The following is a 25,568-nucleotide window of genomic DNA, read 5'->3' on the forward strand; positions in this document are numbered from 1 at the left end:
TTTCTCGACCGCTGCATCAGGGTGAGCGTCGGGCTCGACCACGAGATCGACATTTTCGCCGAGGAATTGCCCGGYGCAATTGCCGCCGCGCGCGGCTGAACCGGCACACAAAGCCTGAATTGATCGGCGGCGCGGCAGAGCCCGCGCCGCCCTCACCCACAATCGTCATCGACGCCCCTTGAATTAATTAAACGTTCGTTTTATTAATTATGCCATTCGGGAGGAATGGCTGAATGGCGCGAACGGCTGGTTCGGACGGCGAAAGAACCGAAGCTGCAATCCGCGACGCAGCGGTGCAGCTGATCGCGCGCCATGGCTATGAGGCCGTGACGATGCGCCAGCTCGCCGCCGAAGTCGGCGTCCAGGCGGCGGCGCTCTACCGCTACTTTCCGACCAAGGAAGATTTGCTCCACACGCTGATGCGCGAGCACATGGAGTTGCTGGCCGCCACTTGGCAAAGCGCACGCCCCGACAATGACGATCCGGTCGCTCGATTGACCGCCTTTGTCGCCAATCACATCCGTTTCCACGTCGAACGCCGCCACGCCACCCATGTCTCGAACATGGAGTTGCGCAGCCTTTCGCGAGATAATCTGACGAGCATCCTCAAGCTCCGCACCGCCTATGAGAAGGAGCTCAGGACCATCCTGCGCGACGGCGCGGACGCTGGCGTGCTGGAGGTCGACGACACCGGACTTACCGCCATGGCGATCATCCAGATGATCACCGGCGTCATCGTCTGGTTTCGTCCCGATGAAAGACTGTCGGTCGACGAAGTGACCGCTACTTATCTGGCCATGACCATGCGCCTGACGGGTGCCAGGCCAAACACGGAGGACCGGCATGTACGACAAGACGCTGAACTTCGGGCTTGGTGAAGATATCGACAGCCTGCGCGAGATGGTGCGGCGCTTCGCACAGGAGCGCATTGCGCCGATTGCCGCCGACATCGACCGCGACAACGAATTTCCCGCGCATCTGTGGCAGGAGCTTGGCGCGCTCGGACTGCTCGGCATCACCGCCGAAGGCGAGTATGGCGGCTCGGAGATGGGCTATGTCGCCCATGTCGTGGCGGTGGAGGAGATTTCCCGCGCCTCGGCCTCAGTCGGCCTGTCATACGGTGCGCATTCCAACCTGTGCGTAAACCAGATCAAGCGCTGGGGCACTCCGGAGCAGAAGGCAAAGTACCTGCCCAAGCTGTGTTCGGGCGAAAATGTCGGCGCGCTCGCCATGTCGGAGAGCGGATCGGGGTCGGATGTGGTGTCGCTCAGGCTGAAGGCCGAAAAACGCAACGACCGCTACGTGCTCAACGGTTCCAAGATGTGGATCACCAATGGCCCCGACGCCGACACGCTGGTGGTCTATGCCAAGACCGATCCGGACCGGAAATCGCGCGGCATCACCGCCTTCATCATCGAAAAGACAATGAAGGGATTTTCCGTCGCGCAAAAACTCGACAAGCTCGGCATGCGCGGCTCGAACACCGGCGAGCTGGTGTTCGAGAACGTCGAGGTGCCATTTGAAAACGTACTGCATGAGGAAGGGCTCGGCGTCGAAGTCTTGATGTCGGGGCTCGATTATGAGCGCGTGGTGCTGGCCGGTGGGCCGATCGGCATCATGGCGGCGTGCCTGGATGTGGCGGTGCCCTACGTGCACGACCGCAAGCAGTTCGGCCAGCCCATCGGCGAGTTCCAGCTCGTCCAGGGAAAGCTTGCCGACATGTATTCGACGATGAATGCCGCCCGCGCCTATGTCTATGCCGTGGCCGCTGCCTGCGACCGGGGCCAGACAACGCGCAAGGACGCGGCGGGCTGCGTATTGTTTGCTGCGGAAAAGGCGACGCAATGCGCACTCGATGCGCTGCAGCTGCTCGGCGGCAACGGCTACATCAACGACTACCCGACAGGCCGATTGCTGCGCGATGCAAAACTCTATGAGATCGGCGCCGGCACAAGCGAGATCAGGCGCTGGCTGATCGGCCGCGAGATCATGGCGGAAGGGGCGTGACCTCGATTTGCCGCAAACTTAGAAGAATGGCATAATTTCACGTTCTGCCACAGATCGAGGTTTATGCCATGACTGAGCCAGAGACACCCAAGGGTTTCGCCGAAGAACCGCAGCAGTTCGAAGGGCTGGAAACGGGCCTCGCGTCAGTCGAATATGTCAGGCTGAAGATTGGTGACGGCGGCCGCATCGTCATACCGGCGGGAATGCGCGCGGCGATGTTCGTCAAACCCGGTGACACCGTAACTGCGCGTGTCGTCGATGGAGAGTTTCGTATCGTCTCGCCTGCCGTGGCCTTAAAGCGGGTTCAAGCGGAGGCACGGAAGTTCAAGGCGAAAAACCCCGATGCGAGCGTGGTCGACGAGTTCATCGCAGAACGACGCGAGGAGGCCCGTCGAGAGACCGAAGAAGCCAACACTTGGCGCAGGGAGCGCGGCTTGCCTCCGCTGGAGGCCGAGTGAGTGGCTACGTCMTCGACTCCTCGGCGATCTTGGCGGTTCTGCTCGGTGAAAACGGCCGCGACCTGGCAGCTGATCTGGCGAAGGATTCGCTTATGTGCAGCGTGAATCTTGCCGAAGTCGTCACCAAGTGCGTTGAGTACGCTTATCCAGAGGACATCGCGTTACAGTATGTGAGGGACAGCAATATCGAGATCGTCGCCTTCGATGCCGAACTCGCAATTCTCGCTGGCAGGCTGCGCAAGAATTGCGGCAAAGGCGTGCTTTCGCTCGGAGATCGAGCGTGCATCGCTACGGCTGCGAGACATCAAGGAACTGCCGTCACAGCCGATCGTATCTGGTCCACCTTGGACCTCGGCTGCCAAATCGAACTGATCCGCTAGGTCGAAGCAATGCTGGACTTCACCGAAATTACGAGGCTAGTGCGTTAGATTCGTCACCCCACCATGACTGCTTTGCGCCTCGGGCGCGGCCGCGCATGGGTATCACTCCAAGAGGAAAAATGCCGACGCTTAGCTCCCAGATCTCGCCTTCCTCCGAAAGCTTCAAGTCCAATGCCGCGCGCCTGCGAACGCTGGTGGCTGACATCAGCGAGAAGGCTGCAACGGTGGAGCGCGGCGGTTCGGAGGACGCGCGCAAGCGGCACGCCTCGCGTGGAAAGCTGTTGCCGCGCGAACGCCTGGCGCAACTGCTCGACGCCGGCTCGCCTTTCCTTGAGGTCGGCCAGTTCGCCGCCTGGGGGCTTTATGGCGGCGACATCGCATCGGCCGGGCTGATCGCGGGCATCGGTCGGGTTGAAGGCACCGAGGTCATGGTGGTGGTCAACGACGCCACGGTGAAGGGCGGSACCTACTWCCCGMTGACGGTGMAGAAGCACCTGCGCGCGCARGAGATCGCSCTGCAGAACAATCTGCCCTGCATCTAYCTCGTYGATTCCGGCGGSGCGAACCTGCCCAACCAGGACGAGGTTTTTCCCGACCGCGATCACTTCGGCCGCATCTTCTTCAACCAGGCCAACATGTCGGCCGCCGGCATTCCGCAGATCGCCTGCGTCATGGGTTCGTGCACGGCGGGCGGCGCGTATGTGCCGGCGATGTCGGACGAAACGATCATGGTACGCAACCAGGCGACCATCTTCCTGGCCGGTCCGCCATTGGTGAAAGCGGCGACGGGCGAAGACGTGAGTGCCGAGGAACTGGGCGGTGCCGACCTGCACACGCGCGTCTCCGGCGTCGCCGACCACTACGCAGTGGACGACGAGCACGCGCTGGCGATTGTCAGGCGCATCGTCAAAAACCTGAATCGGAAGAAGGACATCGGGCTCGTCTTGAAAAAAGCGATTCCGCCTGTTCATGCGCCGGAAGAGGTTTATGGCGTGATTCCCGCCGACCTGCGCCAGCCTTACGACGTGCGCGAGGTGATCGCGCGCGTGGTCGACGGCTCCGAGTTCGACGAGTTCAAGCAGAATTACGGCACGACGCTGGTGACGGGCTTCGCTCATATCCACGGCATGCCGGTCGGCATCATCGCCAACAATGGCGTGCTGTTTTCCGAGAGCGCTCTCAAGGGCGCGCATTTCATCGAGCTGTGCTGCCAGCGCAAGATCCCGCTGGTGTTCCTGCAGAACATCACGGGTTTCATGGTGGGGGCGAAATACGAGGCCGGCGGCATCGCCAAGGACGGCGCCAAGCTGGTGACAGCGGTGGCGACGGCACAGGTTCCGAAGGTCACGGTCATCATCGGCGGCTCGTTCGGGGCCGGCAATTATGGCATGTGCGGGCGGGCCTACTCGCCGCGCTTCCTGTGGATGTGGCCGAACGCGCGCATCTCGGTGATGGGCGGCGAGCAGGCAGCAACGGTGCTCGCCATGGTCAAGCGAGAGGGCATCGAGCGCAAGGGCGGCACCTGGTCGAAGCAAGAGGAGGCCGAATTCCGGGCGCCGATCCTCGAAAAATACGAGCGCGAAGGCCACCCGCTCTATTCGTCGGCACGGCTGTGGGACGACGGCATCATCGACCCGGCGCGGACGCGCGAGGTGCTGGCGCTCAGCCTGTCCGCCGCGCTCAACGCGCCGGTGGCCGACACCAAGTTCGGCGTGTTCAGGATGTGATGGGGGATCAAGCAATGTTTTCGAAAATCCTCATCGCCAATCGTGGCGAAATCGCCTGCCGCGTCATCCGCACGGCCCGCAAGATGGGTGTGAAGACGGTTGCCGTTTATTCGGACGCGGACGCGCGCGCGCTGCATGTGTCGATGGCCGACGAGGCCGTGCACATCGGTGGCTCGCCGGTGGCCGAGAGCTATCTGCGCGGCGACGTCATCATCACGGCTGCCAAGGCGACCGGTGCCGAGGCGATCCATCCGGGCTATGGCTTTCTGTCGGAAAACCCCGATTTCGTCGACCAGGTGACGCAAGCCGGCCTCGTTTTCATCGGGCCGTCGGCGGATTCGATCCGCGCCATGGGCCTCAAGGATGCCGCCAAGCGGCTGATGGAAAAGGCCGGCGTGCCGGTGGTTCCCGGCTATCACGGCGAAGCGCAGGAGATCGTCATCCTCGCCACCAAGGCGCGCGAGATCGGCTATCCCGTGCTGATCAAGGCCCGCGCCGGTGGCGGCGGCAAGGGCATGCGTCGTGTCGACCATCCAGATGAGTTTCCCGACGCGCTGTCGGGCGCGCGGCGCGAGGCCAAGGCCGCTTTCGGCGACGACCGGGTGCTGGTCGAAAAATATGTCGACAAGCCGCGCCATATCGAGGTGCAGGTGTTCGGCGACAATTTTGGCAATGCAGTGCATTTGTTCGAGCGCGACTGCTCGGCCCAGCGTCGCCACCAAAAGGTGATCGAGGAAGCCCCTGCCCCCGGCATGACGCCGGAGCTGCGCGCGGCGATGACCGAGGCCGCAGTGAAAGCGGCCAAGGCAATCGGATATTCGGGTGCTGGAACGATCGAGTTCATCGTCGATGCCTCGGACGGGCTCAAGCCCGATCGCTTCTGGTTCATGGAGATGAACACGCGGCTTCAGGTCGAACATCCGGTGACCGAGATGGTGACAGGCGTCGACCTTGTCGAGTGGCAGCTCCGGGTCGCCTCCGGCGAGGAACTGCCTTTGGCGCAGGACGGCATCGGGCTTGATGGCCATGCCTTCGAAGCAAGGCTCTATGCCGAAGACCCGGCCAAGGGCTTTCTGCCGGCGATCGGCACGCTGCATCATCTCAGTTTCCCGACCGAAACGGCTGCGGGCACCGAGATCCGTGTGGAAACAGGCGTGCGCCAAGGCGACGCCATTTCACCCTTCTACGACCCGATGATTGCCAAGGTGGTGACGCACGGGCCGGACCGAGCCACCGCACTCGACGCGCTGGCCGATGCGGTCTCGCGCACTGAGGTGGCGGGATCGACCACTAATGCAGCGTTCCTGGCAGCTCTTGCCCGCGACCCGGACTTCGCTTCAGGCGATGTCGACACCGGCCTTATCGGCCGAAAGCAGGACGAACTCACCACGACTGCCGCACCCGGCAGCCGGGCCATCGCGCTCGCCGCCTTGGCGGCGACCGGAGCAACGGCATCGGTTGCCTCGGACGATCCGTGGTCGGGGCTGACCGGCTACGCCCATTTCAACCCGCTGGCACGGCGGGCAACGCTGTCGTTTAGCGGTGCGGAGATCGTGGCCCACATCACGGCGCGACCGGACGGGCGTTTCGACGTCAGGCCGGAAGGCGGAGAGGCCTTTGTGCTTGCTGCAGGGACAACAAACGCCGGCGCAACTGTTGCCGCCTGGCCCGGCCACATCACTGTGTTCGAGAACGGCCGCTCCTTCGACTTCGTCATCAGCGATCCGTTCGCACGTGCTGCCGAGATCGGCGAAGGCACATCGAGCATGCGGGCGCCGATGCCGGGCCTGGTGAAGCTTGTGCGCGCCGCCAAGGGCGACAAGGTGAGCAAGGGCCAGCCGCTGCTGGTGCTAGAAGCGATGAAGATGGAACACACCATCACCGCCACCCATGATGGTTTGATCAGCGAGATCGCCACCGAAGGCGCGCAGGTGACGGATGGAACAGTGCTGGTGCGTTTCGAAGAATAACCGGCACCATTGCGATTTGTGCATAAGAGATCAGCCCGAAAATCGGTTTCGATTTTCGGGCTGATGTTTTAGTGCTGCATTGCAGCAATCATAGACAGGCGAGCCCGTGACTGACACCAACAGCGATGCCGTACCGCACAGGCAGTACGAAGATGTGCTGGCGCTGCTGACAGGCACGATGCTGGTGGCGCTGGGGCTGGTGCTCTACACCCATGCCGGGCTGATCACAGGAAGCTCCGCCGGGCTTGCGCTGCTCATCCAGTATGTCACCGGCTATGGCTTTGGTGCCGTGTTCTTCGTCATCAACCTGCCGTTCTACTACCTCGCGGTGAAGCGCATGGGCTGGCCGTTCGCGCTGCGCACATTCGCTACGGTGGCCCTGATTTCGGTTCTGTCGCAGCTGACGCCCAACTGGATCGGCATCGGGCATCTGAACCCGCTCTATGCGGCTGTTGCCGGCGGCGGCCTGATGGGCATGGGCCTTTTGGTGCTGTTTCGCCATCGTGCCGGGCTCGGCGGCTTCAACATACTGGCGCTCTACTTGCAAGATCATCATGGCATCCGCGCCGGCTATTTCCAGCTCGCGGTCGACCTCACGATCCTGATCGTGTCGCTGTTTTACATTGAACTCGACAAGGTCGCACTATCGGTGGTGGGGGCTGCGGTGCTCAACCTGATCATCGCCATCAACCACCGCCCCGGCCGCTATGTCGGCATGAGCTGAGCGGAAACGAAAAAGCCGCGCCAGGCGGCGCGGCCTTCTCCTTAGCGATTGTCTGGCCGATCAGTTCGCAGTCGGCTGCTTTGTCTTCCTGAGATAGGGCAGCACGCGCTCGAACGAGCCGAAACGCTTGATGGCGTCCTCGTCCGACACGGCGGCTGTGACGATGACGTCGTCGCCCTGTTTCCACTGCACCGGGGTCGCGACCTGATACTTGGCGGTCAGCTGGATCGAATCCAGCGCGCGCAGGATCTCGTCGAAGTTGCGGCCGGTCGACATCGGGTAGGTCAGGGTCAGCTTGACCTTCTTGTCGGGGCCGATGACGAACACCGAGCGCACGGTGGCGTTGTCGGCGGGCGTGCGCCCTTCCGAGCTGTCGCCGGCACTTGCCGGCAGCATGTCGTAGAGCTTGGCCACCGCAAGCGTGGGATCGCCGATCATCGGATAATCGACCTTGTTGCCCGACAGCTTTTCGATGTCGGCCTTCCATTTGTGGTGGTTTTCGACCGGATCGACCGAAATGCCGATCATCTTGGCATTACGCTTGGCGAAATCCGCCTTCAGCCCGGCCATATAGCCGAGTTCGGTGGTGCAGACCGGGGTGAAATCCTTGGGATGGGAAAAGAGGACCGCATAACCGTCGCCGATCCAGTCGTGGAAGTTGATCGGGCCTTCCGTGGTGTCGGCTTTGAAGTCTGGGGCGGTGTCATTGATACGAAGGCTCATAGTCGGTTCCTCCTGAATTCGACGCACACTTTCCGCCGGCCAGAACGGCCCAAGTTCGGCGCCCGTGTGCGAATGCGCCATCTTGCGCCAAGCCCGCGAAAACGACAATGGCCGGGACATGCCCGGCCATTGAAAGCAACAATCCGAAATCTAGCTTACTGCTTGATCGGCGCGTACTTGCCGTCATGCCACTGGTTGATGTCGTAGCTGGCGTTCTTGAGGTCGCCCTTCTCGTCGAAGACGACGTCGCCGACAACGGTGCTGATCGGCTTCCCGTCCTTCAGCGCCTCGGCGACCTTGATCGGATCGTCGGTGCCCGCACGCTCGATGCCCTGCGCGAAGGCCTGGATCGTGGCGTAGGAGAACAGCGTGAAGCCTTCCGGCACGAAACCGCCGGCCTTGATCTTCTCGATCGCTTCCTTGGCTTCGGGCTTGGCCTGCGGATCGGACGGGAACACGAACATCGTGCCCTCACCGGCGGGGCCGGCGATCTGCCAGAATTCCGGCGAGGCGATCGAGTCGGGCATGATCAGCTGGAACTTGAAGCCCTGCTCGGCCGACTGGCGCAGGATGAGGCCGGCTTCGGGGTGGTAGCCACCGAAATAGACCACGTCGGCCTTCAGTTCCTTGAGCTTGGTGACGAGCGCCGAATAGTCCTTTTCGCCGGCATTGATGCCTTCGTAGAGGATTTCCGTGAGGCCGCCGGTGTTCATGGTCTTTCGGACGGCGTCGGCCACGCCCTGGCCGTAGGCGCTCTTGTCGTGCAGCACGACGACGTTCTTGCCCTTGTACTTCTCGGCGATCCATGGCCCGATGAAGGCACCCTGGGCGTCGTCGCGCGTATAGAGGCGCATGATCGTCGACCAGCCCTTGGCGGCAGCGTCGTCGGTCATGATCGGGTTCGACGAGGCCGGCGACATCATCAGCGCGCCGCTCTCGGCATAGACGGCGGAAGCCGGGATGCTCGAGCCCGAGCAGGCATGGCCGTCGATGAACTTGATGCCATTGGCAACGATGCGGTTGGCGACCGAAACCGCCTGCTTGGGATCGCAGACGTCGTCTTCAACCGAAAGCTTGAGCTGGCGGCCCATGACGCCGCCCTTTTCGTTGATCGCCTTGACCGCCGCTTCGGCGCCCTGTTTGAACTGGTCACCGATATTGGCGAGCTGGCCGGTCATCGGGCCGACCACCGCAATACCGATATCTTCTGCGAATGCCACACTGGCGCTGAGCGACAGCGCGAGCAATGCGCCAATAGAACGTTTCAAATGCATTGGTTCCTCTCCCTTGGACGCGAAGGACATGCCGGATTCGCGCCACACGTACAATCATCGAAAGCTGTCAGCACGGCCATGACTTGTCTTGGCGCATAGGCAGCAGGATATTGTGCCTGCACGTGCTTATGCAACCCGGCGACAAGCCGCCAGTTCAATTCTAAAACGAAAAAGCCGCGCCGATCTTGTATCGATCGGTCGCGGCCTTTTTCGTGGAAACTCCGCGAGGCGTCTTTGGCCTTCTCAGGAGTTCGCCTGCCCTGTTTGTTTTCTTTCTTGCGCGCCTCGCCCGTCCTTCAGACCGTCGCGCTCTTTTTGTTGGAAGCCGCCATGAAGGCGACCTCGATCTTCCCCCCGGAAGCAGAAGCTATCAGTGCATCGTCATCCATTCGCGCGCTTCGCGCAGCGCCTTGACGATGTCGAGCTTGGACATCGAGCCGGACAGCTCCGAGCGCAGCTCGGCGGCGCGGGCGGAGCCCTTGATCGCAGCGATGTTGAACCATTTGTGGGCGGCGACAACGTCGACTTCGCAATCGCGGCCGGTCGCATACATCATGCCCAATTCAAGAAGAATGTCGGCCTGAGCGGTGGAACCCATCGCGCCGAAGCCAGCCTCAAAGATTTCGAAACGTGCCATTTTCTTATCCCCTGCCTGTCCCCTGAGAGCAGGCTCGGTGGTGTCCCCCGCAGCTGCCCTTTCGATGCTTTCGAGAATGCCGTGGAGCTTTGAATCCGCCGTTAAATGGCGTGCTTAACTCGAAGAAAACAAAACTAAAACAAAGGGTAAAGCTTGGAATTCATTAAGGATAGGAGTCCTTGAGCCGACTGGGATTTGCAGAAAATGCGATGAAAATTCGCTGGTGCGCGGCTAAGCCTTTGATAACCACGCGACGCATTCACGTGCTGCGATCGATGAACTTTTGGATGTCGAAGGCGCGTTTGCGCCGTCAAAAAATGCTCGCGGCTTCCCTTGCGGCACCGCTTTCGCTTTCGCGGCGGCTGCATTACGCTTACGTTTGCGTAAACGTCAGGTGTGGGAGAGCGCCATTACGCAGATATCAACCGGGAGGATTTCAATGCTTCGCAAGATGAGCCTGGCCATGGCGGCCACCTTGATGATGGCCGGTGCGGCCTATGCCGATCCGATCGAAGGCAACTGGAAGACGGAAGCCGGCTCAATCGCAGCAATCGCGTCGTGCGGCAGCAGCTTCTGCATCACGCTGAAAGACGGCAAGCACGCAGGCAAGAAGATCGGCACCTTCAACGCCGACGGCGGAAGCGCCTATTCAGGCGAGATCACCGACCCTGCCAACGACAAGACCTACAACGGCAAGGCCAGCCTCGCCGGCTCGAACCTCAAGATGAAGGGCTGCGTGCTCGGCGGGCTGATCTGCAAGACGCAGAACTGGTCGAAAATCTGAATGAGCGATGAGTAGTGAGGGAATGGCGGGCCGAAGCCGGCGCGCCACTCCCTAATTTCTACTCGCTATTCGCTATTCGCTGTTCCCTACTCGCTGCTCACGCCCTGGCCTTCTGGCCGAACAACACCTTTTGGGCTTCCTTGTCGTCGGCGAGATTGCGACGATGGTCTTCCCCGACCGCCATGCCGCGGATGACCGCCGGACGGGCCATGAGCGTTTCGAACCAGCGCTTGAGATGAGGGAAATCGTCGATTTCCTGCCCCTGGTTCTTGTAGGGCTTCACCCAGCCGATTGAAGCGATGTCGGCGATCGAATAGTCGCCKGCCAGGAATTCGCGATCGGCCAGGCGTTTGTTCATCACACCATAGAGGCGATTGACCTCATTGGTGTAGCGGTCGATGCCGTAGGCGATCTTTTCCGGCGCATACTGACGAAAGTGATGCGCCTGGCCGGCCATCGGCCCCAGGCCGCCGACCTGCCAGAACAGCCACTGATCAACCTCGGCGCGGCCACGCTCGTCGGCGGGATAGAGCTTGCCGAACTTGCGGCCGAGATATTGCAGGATCGCGCCTGACTCGAAAATCGAGATGGGCTCCCCGCCCCATTTGCCATCAGACTTCGGACCCTCGGGATCGATGATGGCCGGCATGCGGTTATTGGGTGCGATGTTGAGGAATGACGGCTCGAACTGCTCGCCCTTGCCGATGTTGACGTATTTGACCGTGTAGGGGACGCCGAGCTCCTCCAGCATGATCGAAATCTTCCAGCCGTTGGGCGTGGGCCAATAATAGAGCTCGATCGGCAATGTCTGGCTGGTCATTCCGCAGTCTCCGTTGATGTCGATACCGTGGAGATATGCGTGGGCGGGCGAAACACAACCCTGCGGACGGTCTACACGCTGTCAATAAATTTGAACCGAAGATGAACGGAGGTCTCAGAACCCGTTCAGTCGCAGCCAGGCATAGTCCGATCCATTGAAGGGGAAGACACCAATGCTCGCTCGCCGGTTCACCATCGTCTGTCTGCTCAGCGCCCTGTTCGGGATCATGTTTGCCACCCTCGTCGCCGAGACCAGCCGCCCTGCCCGCTCCTGGGAACTTACGTCTTCGAAGACGGACTGATCTGCGCCCACAAAAGCAACGACATCAACAGAGCTCCAAAAGCAAAGCCAACGCCCATGACCCGCACCGCAACCCAGATCATCAAGACCCTACGGCTCCTGCCGAGGGCTTTGCTGATCCTGATGGTTCTCGCCGCCCCGGTGCTGGCCGTGCCGCAGCTGCGTGGCGACTCGGGCTCGACCATCGAAGCCCCTGCTGCCCGCAATGGCGGCGTTGGCTTCGTCCTGCTGATCAGCTTGCAGCGTGATTAAGGGAATTAACAGGACCGCAACACGGCCCCCTCGCAGCCGTCATAATTGGTCTCTATAATAGGCCATGGAAAAGCGAATCTATCCTCAGCCCATCGAATCCATCTCCTCGCCGCTGCCGTTTCCTCGGCAGAGCTTCACCGATGCCACCGAAGCCGTGGCAGCTTTGCAGAAGCTCTATGAGCGCAACACCGCCTTCTTGCGCGAAGCCTTCGCCTCACTTGCAGCCGGCGCCGACACCAATGTGCGGTTCCGCGCCTTCTACCCGGAAGTAGGCGTCACCACGACGTCCTACTCGCAGGTCGATTCCCGCCAGGCCTACGGCCACATGCCGACGCCGGGGCATTTCTCGACAACGATCACCCGCCCGGACCTGTTTGAAAGCTACCTCACCGAGCAGTTGAAGCTGATCATGCGCAATCATGGCGTGGCGATAACCGTCTCGGAATCGACGACGCCGATCCCGCTGCATTTCGCCTTCCTCGAGGGCACACATGTCGACGGTGCCGCCGCCGACCGCATCCAGCGGCCGATCCGCGACCTGTTCGACGTGCCGGACCTCGACGGTACCGACGACCATATCGCCAACGGCACCTTCGAGATCATGCCCGGCGAATCCCGGCCGCTGGCGCCGTTCACTGCCCAGCGCATCGACTATTCGCTGCACCGGCTTGCGCACTACACGGCAACGACGCCGCAGCACTTCCAGAATTTCGTGCTGTTCACCAACTACCAGTTCTATATCGACGAGTTCGTCGTGCTGGCCCGCGAGCTGATGGCCAAGGGCGGCGGCGGCTATACGGAGTTCGTGGAACCCGGCGGCGTGGTGACGAAAGCCGGCGACACGGCGCCGTCGGCGGGAACTCCGGCGGCACGGCTGCCGCAAATGCCGGCCTACCATCTCAAGAAGCCGGGCCATGCCGGCATCACCATGGTCAATATCGGCGTCGGCCCGTCCAACGCCAAGACCATCACCGACCACATCGCGGTGCTCAGGCCGCATGCCTGGCTAATGCTCGGCCACTGTGCCGGCCTGCGCAACACCCAGGCCCTCGGCGACTATGTGCTGGCGCATGCCTATGTGCGCGAGGACCACGTGCTCGACGACGACCTGCCGGTATGGATTCCGATCCCGCCGCTGGCCGAGGTGCAGGTGGCATTGCAGGAGGCGGTCGCCGAGGTGACCGGGCTATCCGGCTACGACCTCAAGCGCATCATGCGCACGGGAACCGTGGCGACCATCGACAACCGCAACTGGGAACTGCGCGACCAGCGCGGCCCGGTGCAGCGCCTGTCGCAGTCGCGCGCGATTGCGCTCGACATGGAATCAGCGACGATCGCTGCCAACGGCTTCCGCTTCCGCGTGCCCTACGGCACGCTGTTGTGCGTTTCCGACAAGCCGCTGCATGGCGAACTCAAGCTGCCGGGCATGGCGACGGAATTCTACAAGCGGCAGGTGGCGCAGCATCTGACCATCGGCATACGCGCCATGGAAAAGCTCGCTGAAATGCCCAATGAGCGGCTGCATTCGCGCAAGCTGCGCAGCTTCGCCGAAACGGCGTTCCAGTAACGCTGGGTTCCAGTAACGCTGGGTTCCGTCGCGCCTGCAAGCTGCGGGCGCGACTGCTATTGCCCGTTGACGAAGCCGAGGATCAGGCGGTGGACGTTGCCGCCGTCGCCGAGTTCGATGCGGTCGAAGTCGCGGCTTTTCTCGCGTTGCGCCAAAGACGCTTCCGACAGCGGCTTGATGATCTCCTGCCTGACCTTCTTGCAGTTCGGGTCGTTGGCAACGGACACGCCAATCGTCGTCTTTTCGATTGTTGCCACCATGTCCTTGATCATCTGGCCATGCACCAGCTCATGGCGCCGGACGCCTTCGTAAAAGACATCCCAGCGCTGCTGCAGATCGGCCGGCAAGCGGCCGGACGGTTTGGGCAAGGTATAGGTGATGATGAGCTTGGGCTTGGCCGAGACCAGCGTGCAGGCGCCGACTTGCGGCTCGTATTTGCGCTGCCAGGTGAGCTTGAAATTGGTGTGGGCGATGGCGCGCCCCATACCGGCTTGCGGCCCGCGCTCGCCGATCGAGGCATAAAGCTCAGCCGCCGTGGTGCCCGATATGGCGTAAGTCTTGACCTGTTCGATGGTCTGGCCTTCGGCGCGGGCGCCCGATGAAACGGCAGCGAGCACGACCGCGCATGCCCGCAGCCAATGATGGGCGGCTTTGTTCATTCCATTCTCCGCAAGGCAGTTGCTGCGTCCACGAAAGACAGCCGTGGACACTGGTGAGCCGTTCGGCCCATCGGTCTCACGGTTCGTATCGCATTTCAACTGAGGTTGCCGGCACGACTACGCCAAATGGTATTGCTTGGGTCACTTTGCAGCGACGATCAAGCGGCACATAATCGATCATCAATGGGCCGCAATTCTGGCGACATGAAGCTGCTATGACGACCATGGCTTTTTACAATTCAGGCAAGATTGCCTGTTTTTTGGTGATGATGCTTGTTTCGCTGCCGCTGGTGGCGGGGTTTTTCGGCAACTGGCATCCAGCACTCGATTCATTCGCCCATTTCCGGGTGCATCTGGCCGTGCTGATGATGCTGGCTGCGGTGCCGCTGCTGTTCACGTCGCTGCGCTGGCAGGCGATTGCCGCACTCGCGTTCGGCGCGGCAGCGCTTTCGACGACCTCCAGCGCGCTTCCCCTGCCGGGCCTCGGACCGGTGCATGCGGGGATCCAGCCGCGCGCCGAAAATCGGCCGATCTACAAGATGCTGCAGATGAACCTGCGCTACGACAACGCCTATCCCGAAAAGGTGCTGTCGCTGGTCGGCCGGATGCAGCCTGACGTGATCACCTTCGAAGAAATGTCGGAAATGTGGAAGGGCAAGCTGCAACCGCTGTTTGCCCRCTATCCCTACCGCATGCTTTGTGGCTATCCGAACAACGTGTTCGGGGTTGCGATCCTGTCGCGCCGGCCATTTGCCGAAGGTACCCAGCCGCAATGTTTCGGCAACGGCGCGCTCGCAATCGCCAGGGTCGATTTCGGTGGACGGGCGACCGATGTTGCCGCCCTTCACCTTGGCTGGCCGTGGCCTTTCGAGCAGTCGCGGCAGGTGACCAAAATGAGCAGCGATTTTGCCTCGCTCTCCGACAACGCGTTGCTAGGCGGCGATTTCAATGCCACGCCCTGGAGCGCGACCGTGTCGCGCGTGGCCAAGGCTGGCGGGCTGACGCTGATGCCTGCCGCCGGCCGCACCTGGCTGAGCTTCTCCTTGCCTGAATTCATGCGTTTTGCCGGGCTGACCATCGACCATGTCATGGCCAAGGGCGACGTCGTGGTGCACTCGGTGACGATGGGCGAGGACGCCGGTTCGGACCACCGGCCGCTATTGGTCGAATTCTCGTTCCGCGATGCGCCCACACCTTCCGAAGACGCCGAAACCGAGACGGTGTCTTCGCAGACCGGCACAACGCCGCGCGGATAAGCAAACGGCCCGAAAATCGCGATGATTTCCGGGCCGTTGCAACTGTCAGAGCGCGATAGCGCGCGCAATCACATATTCGGATAGACCGGCCCTTCGCCGCCCTGCGGCGGCACCCAGTTGATGTTCTGGTTGGGGTCCTTGATGTCGCAGGTCTTGCAGTGGACGCAGTTCTGCGCGTTGATGACGAACTTCGCATCGGCATGGCCGGGCTCGCCGGCGATCGAATTGCCGTCGGCATCGACCCACTCGTAGACGCCAGCCGGGCAGTAGCGCGACGACGGGCCCGCGAAGATTTCGTATTCCGAGCGTTTCTGCAGGTCCATGTCCTTGACCTGGAGGTGGACCGGCTGGTCCTCCTCGTGGTTGGTGTTGGACAAGAACACCGACGAGAGGCGATCGAAGGTGAGTACGCCGTCGGGCTTGGGATAATCGATCTTCTTGTGCTTCGAGGCCGGCTCGAGCGACTGTGCGTCTGATTTACCGTGCTTCATCGTGCCGAAGGGCGAAACGCCAAACAGCGTGTTGAGCCACATGTCGAGACCGCCAAGGCCGACACCAAGCAGCGTGCCGAAACGCGACCACAACGGCTTGACGTTGCGGACTTTCTTCAGGTCCTTGCCGATGTCGGTCGAACGCCATGCGGCTTCGTAGGAGGCGAGCTCGTCATTGGCGCGGCCAGCGGCGATCGCTTCGGCGACATGTTCGGCGGCAAGCATGCCCGACAGCACGGCGTTGTGCGACCCCTTGATGCGGGGCACGTTGACCAGCCCGGCCGAGCAGCCCATCAAAACGCCGCCAGGGAAGCTGAGCTTCGGCACCGACTGGTAGCCGCCCTCGGTGATGGCGCGCGCACCATATGACAGCCGCTTGGCACCGTCGAAGGTGTGGCGGATCGCCGGATGCGTCTTGAAGCGCTGGAACTCCTCGAAAGGCGCGAGATAGGGGTTCTTGTAGTTGAGGTGAACGACGAAGCCGACGGCCACCATGTTGTCTTCGAGGTGGTAGAGGAATGAACCACCACCGGTCTTGAAGTCGAGCGGCCAACCGAAGGAATGCTGGACAAGGCCTGGCTTGTGGTGCTCGGGCGCGACCTGCCACAATTCCTTGAGCCCGATACCGAATTTCTGCGGCTCGCGGCCGGCACCGAGGTCGTACTTGGCGATCAGCTGCTTGGCGAGCGACCCGCGCGCGCCTTCGCCGATCAGCACGTACTTGCCCATAAGCGCCATGCCCGGCGCGAAGGACGGACCATGCGAACCGTCACGCTCGACGCCCATGTCGCCTGTGACGACGCCGGTGACGGCACCTTCATCATTGTAGAGCAGGCCAGAGGCGGCAAAGCCGGGATAGATCTCGACGCCGAGCGCTTCGGCCTTTGTGGCCAGCCAGCGGCAGACATTGCCGAGCGACACGATGTAGTTGCCGTGATTGCTCATCAAGGGCGGCATGAACATGTTCGGCAGCTTGACCGAGCCTGCCGGGCCGAGGATCAGGAAATGATCGTCGGTGACGGGCGTCTTGAACGGATGGTCCGCATCATCGCGCCAGTCGGGCAGCAGACGATCGATGCCGATCGGGTCGACCACCGCGCCTGACAGGATGTGGGCACCGACCTCGCCACCCTTTTCGAGCACGACGACCGAAAGCTCGGGATTGACCTGCTTGAGCCGGATCGCCGCCGCCAGTCCCGCCGGCCCGGCGCCAACGATGACAACGTCGAATTCCATGCTCTCGCGTTCGATATCGCTCATCAATCCCTCCGCGTGGCTAGCCCCTGTCCCAAGGGCAATCTGTAGCTAGGCGCTGCATAGCGCATCATTGGCAAACGTCAAACCGGACCGATCCGCACATCGGCTGTTTGAGCTAGAGCCTATTCCATTACGATTGAACCCGAATGGGCCGATCATCCTGTTTGAACGTCATTTCGTCCGAAAAACCGGCTCCTGCTGTTCGCCAAGCGGACCACCGGTTCCGGATCATGTTTCCAGAAGACGACAAATTATCTTACGTTAACGTAAAGGTCAAAATATTTCACCTTCCGGCTGTGCCTCACGGCCCGTACTGTCACAAAACAGGTGTTGTCCAACAGCCTATTCGCTCATTGATTCTTCATGCGCCAATACGTGCCCTGCAGGACCGGACTGAAGCATTCGCACCCCACACGCCACATGCTGGCCGGGGCTGCTCTTCTTATTGCGACATGTCTGAGCAGCGAAGGTCGTTCGCAGGAGAATGGACCCGACCAAAAAGTCTGGAACAGTGGCGCTTATTCGTTTTCCGACGAGCTTGGCGGCTTTCGCATCACTGGCGTGTCGGGCAGCGGCACGCGAGAAGACCCGTTTGTGGTCAAGGAGGAACTCGAATCCTCGTCGCCGGTGACGCTGACGATGCGAACGATCAGGCCGATCAGACCTTTCGACAGTTCCGGCTTCTATGCCAACGGCATCATGTTCATGCGTATCGAGGCGCTGAACAACAGTGGCCAGGCCTGGGTAGAATTCGAGTTCGAATTGCAGGAGATCGAGGGCAAGCCGAGCGATTTCGGCGACGGGCTGTCCTTCGACCAGCGGCGGACCGACAGCTCCAACATCTCGTCAAACAGCTTTGCCAAATACAACCGCGACTTCGAGCCTTATGACCGGCTGCGCTTCACCGACGGCAAGGTCGATCCTGGCGAGGCGGCCGATTTCAGCTTCCTTTTGACCGACTATACGCCGCGCTGGCGCTTTTATCTGGTGCAGGACCCGCGCATTCCCTCCTCGTGAACTTGCAAATCGCCGGCGTAACGCCGAAACTGGGGCATGGCCTCAATTTCGGGAAACGAACGTCCGGATCTGCGCGATCTGCTCGCCTTCTATGCGGCGGCGGGCGTCGATGACGCGCTTGTCGACGATCCGATCGACAGATTTGCCGAAAATGCGCAGAGGCAGGCGGCATCGATGCAGCAAGCGGCACTGCCGAGCGAGGCGCTTCGCGCTGGATCTGACCGATCTGCACCGCCACCTCCCGCGCGCCCCGCAGCGTCCGCCGCCGTTCCCGACGAAGCACAGGCCGCTGCCGCGCGTGAGCTTGCCGCCAAGGCCGCGACGCTCGATGAGCTGCGCCAGATCATGGAAGGGTTCGACGGCTGCAATCTCAAGGCCACGGCCAAGAGCATGGTCTTTGCCGAAGGCAGCCCTGACGCCGATCTGATGCTGGTGGGCGAAGCGCCCGGCCGCGACGAGGACCTTGAGGGCCTGCCCTTTGTCGGCGGCGCGGGACAGTTGCTCGACCGCATCCTTGCGGCCATCGGGGTCCAGCGAAAATCAGCCTTTGTCACCAATGTGATTCCGTGGCGGCCGCCTGGCAATCGCGCCCCGACGCCGCATGAGACCGAGATCTGCCGGCCGTTCATCGAGCGACAGGTCGCGCTTGCCAAACCCAAGGTGCTGGTGACGCTCGGCGGGCCTTCGGCCCAGCTCCTGGCAGGTTCTACGGAAGGCATCCTGCGGCTGCGCGGCAGCTGGAAGAGCCACACCACCGCCGACGGGACGGTCATTCCCGTGATGCCGACGCTGCATCCGGCGTATCTGCTGAGAAATCCCGCCCACAAGAAACTTGCGTGGCGGGACTTCCTGGAGGTCAAGGCAAAGCTGAGGGAATTGGGCGGCATCTGACGCTGCCCTGCCCCTTCACGCTGTCGCGACCGCCGCGCGGCGGATGCCGACGAACTGCAATTCGGCAAAGACCGCGACCGTCAGCGCCTGGGCGGTGACGAAAGCAATGCCGAGCAGGTTCGGCGCGACAAGGCCCGAGACAAGCAAACCAAAGCTACCGATCACCCACAGTGCGTTAATGTTGATGATGTCGATCATCACAAGCTTCGACACCGTGGCGCGACGCGCGATGACCACCAGCATGGCGACGAATGGCACCAGCGCGATGCCGGCCCAAAACAGCAATTCCGCAGGCAGTCCGAGCAACGGCGCAAGCAAAGGTGCGCCAAGCATCATCAGGATGCCGGCTGCGCCGCTGACGAGCGCGTCGGCGAAAAGTACATTGCGAAGGAAGGGGGTGACGGTGATGGACATGGTGCAAGCTCCTGGCTCTGTTGTGGAGGCGTCTAGAGCGCGCCTTCCTGAGACCGAACATCACACCACGGCTGGTCGTAAGCGATTACGCTGGAGGTAATAGCAATCAGAAATTTGTCTGCTTAGTGTAGCGGCATGACAACGACACAAAATCCCGTAGGCGACCTCCTCCGCGAATGGCGCACCAGGCGGCGCATGAGCCAGCTCGATCTCGCCATGGAGGCCGAAATCTCGCAGCGGCATCTGAGCTTCATGGAGAGCGGACGCTCGGCGCCTTCCCGCGACATGGTGCTTCATCTGGCAGAACAGCTCTCCATTCCGCTGCGCCAGCGCAATCAGCTGCTGCTCGCAGCCGGATTTGCGCCTAGCTTCAGCGAAAAGCCGCTCAATCACCCTTCGCTGGCACCGGCCATGGACGCGGTGCGCATGGTGCTCAAGGGCCACGAGCCCTATCCGGCGATCGCAGTCGACCGGCACTGGAACATGATCGAGGGCAATGCAGCGCTCGGCCCGATGCTGGCAGGCGTGGAGGATACCTCGCTGCTCGCACCGCCGGTCAATGTGCTCAGGCTCAGCCTGCACCCCAGGGGCGTGGCACCGCATATCGTCAATCTGCACGAATGGCGTTCGCATTTGATCGAGCGGCTGAAACACCAGAACGACACTGCCGGCGATCCGGTGCTCGAAGCGCTGGAGAAGGAACTTTTGAGCTACCCGGACGGGCCGCGCGCGGGACGYCCGACGCAGCCCGATCCGCTGGCGATCGCTCATCCGCTGCGATTGCGCGTGGGCGATGCGGTGTTGTCCTTCATCAGCACGATCACCGTGTTCGGCACGCCGCTCGATGTCACGCTCTCCGAGCTCGCCATCGAATCGTTTTTTCCCGCCGACGAGGAAACAGCCGCACGGCTCAGGTGCCTAGCCGCTCAATAGGCGCGGAGGCCGCCGCATGCAGGACACTGCGTCGATCCCTTTCAAACGGGGCTGGTCTTGGAAAGATCGCGGCAAGCGCGGCCTGCATCTCCCTTGCCCTGACTACGGCGCGGGCATCGTCGTCGATCTCATCGTTGAGGCAAAAGAAGGCGGGCGGACTATCGACAAGTGCGGCCAGCGACCGGCTGAACTCGTCGGTATCCCGCACGGCCACGACATGCTCGCAGGACAATTTCACCTGCCGGGCGCCGCCGGCGCGTTCGCGGTCGCGCTCGGAAATGGCGTTGATGTAGAGCACGCGCACCAGCGCGTCCGTTCGCTGGCGAAAGCGGTGCCTTGCCGTGCGGCGCAGCCAAAACCCGAATCTGTCGTTCAGCCAGGCAAGGTCGTCGAGATCGATCATCAGCGGCAGGTGCGGCGGATAGGACCAGCGCCTGCGGCGGAAAGCCAGCGTCAGCAGAAAATTGTTGAAGCCAAGTACGTGCATGTAGCGATCGGCTCGGAGGCGCAGCGGCGGCAGGCGGAAAGCCATTGCGTGCAACCTGGCGCGGCCATCCGGCGCCACGAATTCGCCGCGTGGCACCGGCTGGCCGACGAAGAAGTCGTCGTTGAAAAGCAGAAACCTGGTGGCGACGCCTGCCCTGCCAATGCGGTGCAGATTGGCCTCGATGGTGCTGGAACTGAAAACCGGAAGGGCGGCAGGATCGGCGAAGAAGTCGTTGTGGGTGACGAGATTGATCCCGGGATGATCGAGATCGAGCCATGGCGGCACCTGGCCATTGGTGACGAGATGGATCGTCCTGACCCAGGGCAGATGGAAATGGATCGAACGGAGCGAATAGCGCAGTTCGCCGTTTTCGCGAAAGCGATAGTTCGCGGGTCTGAGCCAAGGCTGCTTCGGCCATAAGCGCGCTAGGCTTGCTTGATGTTCGGGATCGTTGCCGTCGACCCATGGCATGACGACATCTATCGGATCGGAAGTCTTGAACTCTGTCATGTGCCCTCGACCGAAATCGGTCGCCTCAGATCATTCTGAGGAGCGGGCAGGCTCCTGATTTACAAACCGCTATTGCGGCGACGACGCCTTCTTGACGGCGCGGCGCTCCAGACCAAGGCGCTGTTCGCGCCAGATGATGAAGATGCCGGCACCGATGACGATGGCGCCACCAACCAGGGTGTACATGGTCGGCAGGTCGCCAAAGACGAAATAGCCCACCGCGATGCCGAGGATCAAGGAGGTATATTCGAAGGGGGCAACCGTCGAGGCCTCGGCGTGGCGGTAGGCTTCGGTCATGAACAGCTGGGCGATGCCGCCGCAGAAGCCGGCAGTGATGAGCAGGGCCGTCTGCTCCCAGGTCAGCGATTGCCAGCCGAAAGGAATGCTGAGCAACGCCATGACGCTGGCTGTCAGGGAAAACCACAGCACGATGGTCGAGGTGCGCTCGGTGTGGACAAGGTTGCGCACCAAAAGCATGGCGACCGCAGACATCGCCGCCCCCACCAGCGCAGCGACGACACCGAGCGTTTCCTCGTCGCCGATGCCGGTGCTGAGCAGGGAGAGGTTCGGCCAGGAAACGATGACGACACCCAAAAGACCGACGGCGACGGCGGTCCAGCGATGGAAACGGACGGTCTCGCCGAGGAAAAGCGCGCTGAAGACAACGACCAGCAGCGGCTGGGCATAATTCAGCGTGATCGCCTCGGGCAGCGGCAGCCGGGTCAGCGCGAAGAAGCCGAAACCCATGGCGGTGACGCCGACGACGCCGCGCGCAATGTGGTTCAGCGGGCGTTTGGTGACGACGGCGGTACGCAGTTCGCGCTTGAAGGCGAGGAAGATCAGGATCGGAAAGACAGCGAAGAACGAGCGGAAGAAAACGATCTGGCCAGCGGGGACATCACCAGCCGCCTTGATGCTGGTCGACATGCCGACGAAGATGGCAACCGAAACGATCTTGAGTGCAATGCCCGTAAGCGGCGACGACGCGCCGTGTACCACCTGATGCTTCACTTGTGCCGGGCCGCCTCTATCGCTGCCCAGACACGTGCCGGGGTTGCCGGCATCTCGATATGGGTAATGCCGTAGGCTCTATAGAGCGCGTCGGTCACGGCGTTGAGTGCCGAAGGTGTCGCACCGATGGTGCCAGCTTCGCCTGCGCCCTTCATGCCCATGGCATTGGTGGTCGAGGGCACGTTGCGGGTTTCGAAGTGAAAGGAYGGCACGGTGTCGGCGCGCGGCATGGTGTAGTCCATGAAGCTCGCGGTCAGAAGCTGTCCGTCCTCCGCGTAGACGGCTTCTTCGGCCAGCGCCTGGCCGATGCCCTGCACCACGCCGCCATGGACCTGGCCGGCAAGCAGGACCGGGTTCACCGTGACGCCGAAATCATCGACGATGGTGTAGGCGATGACCTCGGTCGTTCCAGTCTCCGGATCGACCTCGACTTCGCAGATATGCGTGCCGTTCGGATAGGTTGCTTCGTTCTGAACAAACTCGCCCATCGCCTTGAGATCGTCAGGTTTTTTTGCCGCCGCGTGGAGGGCGGCGAAGTCGATCATGCGGTCCGTGCCAACGATGCGCGCTTCGCCATTATCCAGTTCGATGTCGGCGGCCGCCGCCTCCAGTTCGTCGGCGGCGAGTTTCTTGAGCTTCTCGGCCAACGCCTCGCCGGCACGGGAGGCGGAGACGCCGCCCAGGGGGATCGAGCGCGAACCGCCGGTGCCGCCACCCTTGGCAAGCTGGTCGGTGTCGCCCTGGAGCACGCTGATTTTCGCGATGTCGAGGTTGAGCTTTTCGGAAACGAACTGGGCATAGGCCGTGGCATGGCCCTGGCCGTTGGACTGCGTGCCAATGAAGACCGAGACCGTGCCGTCAGCGTTGAGTTCGACGCGCGCCGGCTCGGAACCCGCAAAGGCGCAGGCCTCGATATAGGTCGCCATGCCGATGCCGCGGATCTTTCCCCTCGCCTTCGCCTCCGCGAGCCGGTCCGGAAAACTGGCCCAGCCGGCACGCTCCATGGAAAGCTCCATATGCGCCTGAAACTCGCCGACGTCGTAGAGCCGCCCTGTCTGGGTGCGGTAAGGAAACTGCTCGGGGCGGATGAAATTGCGGCGGCGGATCTCGTCGACCGACAGGCCAAGGTCGCGGGCGCTGGCATCGGCCAGCTTCTCGACAAGAAGGGCAGCTTCCGGGCGCCCTGCCCCGCGATAGGCATCGACCGGGCACGTGTTGGTGTAGACGCCTGTAATCGCCACATCGAGCGCCTGGATATCGTAAACGCCGGTCGACATGCTGGCGCCGATATGGGCGATGATCGGACCATATTGCGAGATATAGGCGCCGACATTGGAGATCAGGTCGACGCGCAGGCCAAGGAAACGGCCGTTGCTGTCCATCGCCATTTCAGCCGTGACGACGTTGTCGCGCCCTTGCGCATCAGTGAGAAAGTGCTCAGTGCGGTCGCTGGCCCATTTGACCGGCTGACCAAGCCGCTTGGCGGCTTCCAGCACAAGCGCATGCTCGCGATAAACAAAGGCCTTGGTGCCGAAGCCACCACCGACATCGGGAGTGACGACCCGAAGCTTGTCGGCGCCGATGCCGAAGACCTGGCCGGTCAGCATGTCGCGCATCGAATGCACGCCCTGCGATCCAGTGGTCAGAACGAAGCGGTCTTCGTCCTTGCGCCACTCGCCAATGGCCGAGCGCGGCTCCATGTAGTTGCAGATCAGGCGGTTGTTGATGAACTCAATGCGGGTAACATGCGCCGCCTTGGCGAAAGCCTTGTCGGTCTTGGCCTTGTCGCCGAGATGGTAGGTAAACGCACGGTTCGTGCCGAGTTCGGGCCACACCAGCGGCGCCTCTTCGTCGAGAGCGGTGGCTGTATTGGCGGCGGCGTCCACGCCGTCATAATCGACTTCGATCAGTTCGGAGGCATCCTGAGCCAGCGCGCGGCTGTCGGCGACAATAAAGGCAACCGCATCGCCGACATAGTGGACCCGGTCACGGCACAGGATCGGAATGTCGCGGGTTGGCGCGCGGGTGCCGTCGGGCTGCTTTTGCATGACGGTCGATTTGAGAGCGCCGAGATGGGCGACATCGGCACCGGTGAGCACAAGATGTACGCCGGGCGCAGAACGGGCGGCTTCAACCGCCCCAATGGTGAAACTGGCGTTGGCGACTGGCGAACGCAGGACATAACCGTGCAGCTGGGCGGCTGGCGCGATATCGTCGGTATAGCGGCCCTTGCCGGTGATGAAAGCTCCGTCCTCGACGCGCAATACGGATGCGCCCATTCCGAATTTCGGCGTGACGATTGTCATATCTGCCTCGTGAGGATTTGGTGAGGAGCGCAGCAATGTGCGGTCCCGGACAGTTTTGCCGAGGGGGCGTTTCGTGTAAAGAGCAGCGGCCGCATATTTATTCTACCAGCGCGCATCAAGCGTTCGGAAGTCGACAGGAAGGCCACTCACATGCGCACTGATACCGGACAGGTGTTTCGTCTCGAAGACTACCGGCCGAGCGACTACCTGATCCCCAGGACCGAGCTCGATTTCCGGCTTGGACAGGACAGCACAAAGGTTGTGGCGCGGCTGACCATCGAACGGCGCGCCGAAGTCGACAAGCCGGTGCAGCTCGAACTTGACGGCGACGGGCTGACGCTGCGCCGCATCGAGATCGACGGCGAAACGCTTGACGCCGCCGACTTCGATGCCACGCCCGACCAGCTGGTCATCTACAGTCCTCCGGCCTCGGGCCGTTTCACGCTGTTGATCGAGACCGAGCTTGCGCCGTCGCACAACGAGGCGCTGATGGGGCTCTACCGCTCCAGCAAGGTCTATTGCACCCAGTGCGAGGCCGAAGGCTTCCGCCGCATCACCTATTTCCTTGACCGGCCCGATATCCTGTCGGTGTACACGGTACGCATCGAAGCGCAGCACTCGGAAGCTCCGCTGCTGCTTTCCAACGGCAATCCGGTCGAGCATGGCGAGCTTGCCGATGGCTGGCATTTCGCCGTCTGGCACGACCCCTTCCC

At 62.0% G+C, this 25,568-nt stretch carries 25 protein-coding genes and 1 pseudogene; 16 read left to right on the top strand and 10 right to left on the bottom strand.

Features of this window, described 5'->3' with window-relative positions; all coding sequences use genetic code 11:
• Nucleotides 1–233: 233 nt before the first annotated feature.
• From AC1DWF_RS17870 to AC1DWF_RS17900, 7 genes are all read left to right on the top strand, one after another.
• On the top strand, nucleotides 234–878 hold the full coding sequence (locus AC1DWF_RS17870) for a TetR/AcrR family transcriptional regulator (RefSeq protein ID WP_476787478.1): 645 nt from the start codon (nucleotides 234–236) through the stop codon (nucleotides 876–878).
• Nucleotides 844–2,007: an isovaleryl-CoA dehydrogenase gene (locus AC1DWF_RS17875; protein ID WP_476786941.1), complete on the top strand. Its 1,164-nt coding sequence runs from the start codon at nucleotides 844–846 to the stop codon at nucleotides 2,005–2,007. The genes AC1DWF_RS17870 and AC1DWF_RS17875 overlap by 35 nt, the downstream gene beginning before the upstream one ends.
• Nucleotides 2,008–2,075: 68 nt before the next feature.
• Nucleotides 2,076–2,465, top strand: coding sequence for an AbrB/MazE/SpoVT family DNA-binding domain-containing protein (locus tag AC1DWF_RS17880; RefSeq protein WP_476786940.1), 390 nt, complete (start codon nucleotides 2,076–2,078; stop codon nucleotides 2,463–2,465).
• A complete protein-coding gene (locus AC1DWF_RS17885; protein WP_476841892.1) occupies nucleotides 2,462–2,845 on the top strand; it encodes a type II toxin-antitoxin system VapC family toxin in 384 nt (127 codons plus the stop codon). Before AC1DWF_RS17880 ends, AC1DWF_RS17885 begins: the two co-directional genes overlap by 4 nt.
• A 119-nt stretch (nucleotides 2,846–2,964) precedes the next feature.
• Nucleotides 2,965–4,572 carry a carboxyl transferase domain-containing protein gene (locus AC1DWF_RS17890; RefSeq protein WP_476841893.1) on the top strand — a complete coding sequence of 536 codons (1,608 nt, stop codon included), beginning with the start codon at nucleotides 2,965–2,967 and terminating at the stop codon, nucleotides 4,570–4,572.
• Between the two features lie 14 nt (nucleotides 4,573–4,586).
• Complete coding sequence (locus AC1DWF_RS17895; RefSeq protein WP_476784887.1) at nucleotides 4,587–6,542, top strand: acetyl/propionyl/methylcrotonyl-CoA carboxylase subunit alpha; 1,956 nt, start codon at nucleotides 4,587–4,589, stop codon at nucleotides 6,540–6,542.
• A 106-nt stretch (nucleotides 6,543–6,648) separates the two neighbouring features.
• Entirely contained in the window at nucleotides 6,649–7,266 is a 618-nt protein-coding gene (locus AC1DWF_RS17900; RefSeq protein WP_476784886.1) for a YitT family protein, read from the top strand.
• 60 nt (nucleotides 7,267–7,326) lie between these two features.
• Here AC1DWF_RS17900 and AC1DWF_RS17905 read toward each other — a convergent pair whose 3' ends face one another.
• The 3 genes from AC1DWF_RS17905 to AC1DWF_RS17915 all read right to left on the bottom strand — a co-directional run bounded on the left by AC1DWF_RS17905 (nucleotide 7,327) and on the right by AC1DWF_RS17915 (nucleotide 9,900).
• On the bottom strand, nucleotides 7,327–7,989 hold the full coding sequence (locus AC1DWF_RS17905; protein WP_476784885.1) for a peroxiredoxin: 663 nt from the start codon (nucleotides 7,987–7,989) through the stop codon (nucleotides 7,327–7,329).
• A 155-nt stretch (nucleotides 7,990–8,144) separates the two neighbouring features.
• Nucleotides 8,145–9,263 (bottom strand): ABC transporter substrate-binding protein, encoded by a 1,119-nt coding sequence (locus AC1DWF_RS17910; protein WP_476784884.1) that lies wholly within the window; start codon nucleotides 9,261–9,263, stop codon nucleotides 8,145–8,147.
• 370 nt (nucleotides 9,264–9,633) lie between these two features.
• On the bottom strand, nucleotides 9,634–9,900 hold the full coding sequence (locus tag AC1DWF_RS17915) for a sel1 repeat family protein (protein WP_476784883.1): 267 nt from the start codon (nucleotides 9,898–9,900) through the stop codon (nucleotides 9,634–9,636).
• A 439-nt stretch (nucleotides 9,901–10,339) separates the two neighbouring features.
• Here AC1DWF_RS17915 and AC1DWF_RS17920 point away from each other — a divergent pair, with 439 nt between their 5' ends.
• On the top strand, nucleotides 10,340–10,684 hold the full coding sequence (locus AC1DWF_RS17920) for a DUF2147 domain-containing protein (RefSeq protein ID WP_476782760.1): 345 nt from the start codon (nucleotides 10,340–10,342) through the stop codon (nucleotides 10,682–10,684).
• 97 nt (nucleotides 10,685–10,781) lie between these two features.
• Here the strand turns inward: AC1DWF_RS17920 and AC1DWF_RS17925 are convergent, their stop codons facing one another.
• Complete coding sequence (locus AC1DWF_RS17925) at nucleotides 10,782–11,504, bottom strand: glutathione S-transferase family protein (RefSeq protein ID WP_476782761.1); 723 nt, start codon at nucleotides 11,502–11,504, stop codon at nucleotides 10,782–10,784.
• Nucleotides 11,505–11,676: 172 nt separating this feature from the next.
• On the opposite strand from AC1DWF_RS17925, the gene AC1DWF_RS17930 reads away from it, so the two are divergent.
• The 3 genes from AC1DWF_RS17930 (at nucleotide 11,677) to AC1DWF_RS17940 (ending at nucleotide 13,623) form a co-directional block, all read left to right on the top strand.
• Nucleotides 11,677–11,805 (top strand): hypothetical protein, encoded by a 129-nt coding sequence (locus AC1DWF_RS17930; protein ID WP_476782762.1) that lies wholly within the window; start codon nucleotides 11,677–11,679, stop codon nucleotides 11,803–11,805.
• Between the two features lie 56 nt (nucleotides 11,806–11,861).
• Nucleotides 11,862–12,056, top strand: coding sequence for a hypothetical protein (locus AC1DWF_RS17935; protein WP_476782763.1), 195 nt, complete (start codon nucleotides 11,862–11,864; stop codon nucleotides 12,054–12,056).
• A gap of 64 nt (nucleotides 12,057–12,120) precedes the next feature.
• On the top strand, nucleotides 12,121–13,623 hold the full coding sequence (locus AC1DWF_RS17940; RefSeq protein WP_476782764.1) for an AMP nucleosidase: 1,503 nt from the start codon (nucleotides 12,121–12,123) through the stop codon (nucleotides 13,621–13,623).
• A 56-nt stretch (nucleotides 13,624–13,679) separates the two neighbouring features.
• Here AC1DWF_RS17940 and AC1DWF_RS17945 read toward each other — a convergent pair whose 3' ends face one another.
• On the bottom strand, nucleotides 13,680–14,282 hold the full coding sequence (locus AC1DWF_RS17945; protein ID WP_476782765.1) for a DUF922 domain-containing Zn-dependent protease: 603 nt from the start codon (nucleotides 14,280–14,282) through the stop codon (nucleotides 13,680–13,682).
• A gap of 215 nt (nucleotides 14,283–14,497) precedes the next feature.
• Here AC1DWF_RS17945 and AC1DWF_RS17950 point away from each other — a divergent pair, with 215 nt between their 5' ends.
• On the top strand, nucleotides 14,498–15,538 hold the full coding sequence (locus AC1DWF_RS17950) for an endonuclease/exonuclease/phosphatase family protein (protein ID WP_476841894.1): 1,041 nt from the start codon (nucleotides 14,498–14,500) through the stop codon (nucleotides 15,536–15,538).
• 68 nt (nucleotides 15,539–15,606) lie between these two features.
• Here AC1DWF_RS17950 and AC1DWF_RS17955 read toward each other — a convergent pair whose 3' ends face one another.
• Nucleotides 15,607–17,289, bottom strand: coding sequence for an electron transfer flavoprotein-ubiquinone oxidoreductase (locus tag AC1DWF_RS17955; RefSeq protein ID WP_476782767.1), 1,683 nt, complete (start codon nucleotides 17,287–17,289; stop codon nucleotides 15,607–15,609).
• A gap of 417 nt (nucleotides 17,290–17,706) precedes the next feature.
• On the opposite strand from AC1DWF_RS17955, the gene AC1DWF_RS17960 reads away from it, so the two are divergent.
• Nucleotides 17,707–18,303, top strand: coding sequence for a carbohydrate-binding protein (locus AC1DWF_RS17960; protein ID WP_476782775.1), 597 nt, complete (start codon nucleotides 17,707–17,709; stop codon nucleotides 18,301–18,303).
• A 36-nt stretch (nucleotides 18,304–18,339) separates the two neighbouring features.
• On the top strand, nucleotides 18,340–19,194 hold the full coding sequence (locus AC1DWF_RS17965) for a uracil-DNA glycosylase (RefSeq protein ID WP_476782768.1): 855 nt from the start codon (nucleotides 18,340–18,342) through the stop codon (nucleotides 19,192–19,194).
• 15 nt (nucleotides 19,195–19,209) lie between these two features.
• Here AC1DWF_RS17965 and AC1DWF_RS17970 read toward each other — a convergent pair whose 3' ends face one another.
• Nucleotides 19,210–19,608 carry a hypothetical protein gene (locus tag AC1DWF_RS17970; RefSeq protein ID WP_476782769.1) on the bottom strand — a complete coding sequence of 133 codons (399 nt, stop codon included), beginning with the start codon at nucleotides 19,606–19,608 and terminating at the stop codon, nucleotides 19,210–19,212.
• A gap of 135 nt (nucleotides 19,609–19,743) precedes the next feature.
• Between AC1DWF_RS17970 and AC1DWF_RS17975 the strand changes: the two genes are divergently transcribed.
• The gene (locus tag AC1DWF_RS17975) at nucleotides 19,744–20,541 is read left to right on the top strand and encodes a helix-turn-helix domain-containing protein (protein ID WP_476787481.1); all 798 of its coding nucleotides are present in this window, start codon (nucleotides 19,744–19,746) and stop codon (nucleotides 20,539–20,541) included.
• Here AC1DWF_RS17975 and AC1DWF_RS17980 read toward each other — a convergent pair.
• The 3 genes from AC1DWF_RS17980 to AC1DWF_RS17990 form a co-directional block, all read right to left on the bottom strand.
• A complete protein-coding gene (locus tag AC1DWF_RS17980) occupies nucleotides 20,519–21,538 on the bottom strand; it encodes a Stealth CR1 domain-containing protein (protein WP_476782771.1) in 1,020 nt (339 codons plus the stop codon). The genes AC1DWF_RS17975 and AC1DWF_RS17980 overlap by 23 nt on opposite strands.
• Before the next feature lie 69 nt (nucleotides 21,539–21,607).
• Nucleotides 21,608–22,549, bottom strand: a complete 942-nt coding sequence (locus AC1DWF_RS17985) for a DMT family transporter (protein WP_476787482.1) — start codon at nucleotides 22,547–22,549, stop codon at nucleotides 21,608–21,610.
• Entirely contained in the window at nucleotides 22,546–24,855 is a 2,310-nt protein-coding gene (locus tag AC1DWF_RS17990) for a xanthine dehydrogenase family protein molybdopterin-binding subunit (protein WP_476787483.1), read from the bottom strand. The genes AC1DWF_RS17985 and AC1DWF_RS17990 overlap by 4 nt, the downstream gene beginning before the upstream one ends.
• A 150-nt stretch (nucleotides 24,856–25,005) precedes the next feature.
• Here AC1DWF_RS17990 and pepN point away from each other — a divergent pair.
• Nucleotides 25,006–25,568, top strand: a pseudogene (gene pepN / locus AC1DWF_RS17995) (aminopeptidase N); the annotation flags it as partial.

This window comes from Aminobacter sp. P4_D5, assembly GCF_056401815.1.

Bases quoted from the DNA above. Each gene is read 5' to 3' on its own strand.
- AC1DWF_RS17870 (WP_476787478.1), top strand. From the start codon at position 234: ATGGCGCGAACGGCTGGTTCGGACGGCGAAAGAACCGAAGCTGCAATC.
- AC1DWF_RS17875 (WP_476786941.1), top strand. From the start codon at position 844: ATGTACGACAAGACGCTGAACTTCGGGCTTGGTGAAGATATCGACAGC.
- AC1DWF_RS17880 (WP_476786940.1), top strand. From the start codon at position 2,076: ATGACTGAGCCAGAGACACCCAAGGGTTTCGCCGAAGAACCGCAGCAG.
- AC1DWF_RS17895 (WP_476784887.1), top strand. From the start codon at position 4,587: ATGTTTTCGAAAATCCTCATCGCCAATCGTGGCGAAATCGCCTGCCGC.
- AC1DWF_RS17905 (WP_476784885.1), bottom strand. From the start codon at position 7,989: ATGAGCCTTCGTATCAATGACACCGCCCCAGACTTCAAAGCCGACACC.
- AC1DWF_RS17910 (WP_476784884.1), bottom strand. From the start codon at position 9,263: ATGCATTTGAAACGTTCTATTGGCGCATTGCTCGCGCTGTCGCTCAGC.
- AC1DWF_RS17915 (WP_476784883.1), bottom strand. From the start codon at position 9,900: ATGGCACGTTTCGAAATCTTTGAGGCTGGCTTCGGCGCGATGGGTTCC.
- AC1DWF_RS17920 (WP_476782760.1), top strand. From the start codon at position 10,340: ATGCTTCGCAAGATGAGCCTGGCCATGGCGGCCACCTTGATGATGGCC.
- AC1DWF_RS17930 (WP_476782762.1), top strand. From the start codon at position 11,677: ATGCTCGCTCGCCGGTTCACCATCGTCTGTCTGCTCAGCGCCCTGTTC.
- AC1DWF_RS17935 (WP_476782763.1), top strand. From the start codon at position 11,862: ATGACCCGCACCGCAACCCAGATCATCAAGACCCTACGGCTCCTGCCG.
- AC1DWF_RS17940 (WP_476782764.1), top strand. From the start codon at position 12,121: ATGGAAAAGCGAATCTATCCTCAGCCCATCGAATCCATCTCCTCGCCG.
- AC1DWF_RS17945 (WP_476782765.1), bottom strand. From the start codon at position 14,282: ATGAACAAAGCCGCCCATCATTGGCTGCGGGCATGCGCGGTCGTGCTC.
- AC1DWF_RS17955 (WP_476782767.1), bottom strand. From the start codon at position 17,289: ATGAGCGATATCGAACGCGAGAGCATGGAATTCGACGTTGTCATCGTT.
- AC1DWF_RS17960 (WP_476782775.1), top strand. From the start codon at position 17,707: ATGCTGGCCGGGGCTGCTCTTCTTATTGCGACATGTCTGAGCAGCGAA.
- AC1DWF_RS17965 (WP_476782768.1), top strand. From the start codon at position 18,340: ATGGCCTCAATTTCGGGAAACGAACGTCCGGATCTGCGCGATCTGCTC.
- AC1DWF_RS17970 (WP_476782769.1), bottom strand. From the start codon at position 19,608: ATGTCCATCACCGTCACCCCCTTCCTTCGCAATGTACTTTTCGCCGAC.
- AC1DWF_RS17980 (WP_476782771.1), bottom strand. From the start codon at position 21,538: ATGACAGAGTTCAAGACTTCCGATCCGATAGATGTCGTCATGCCATGG.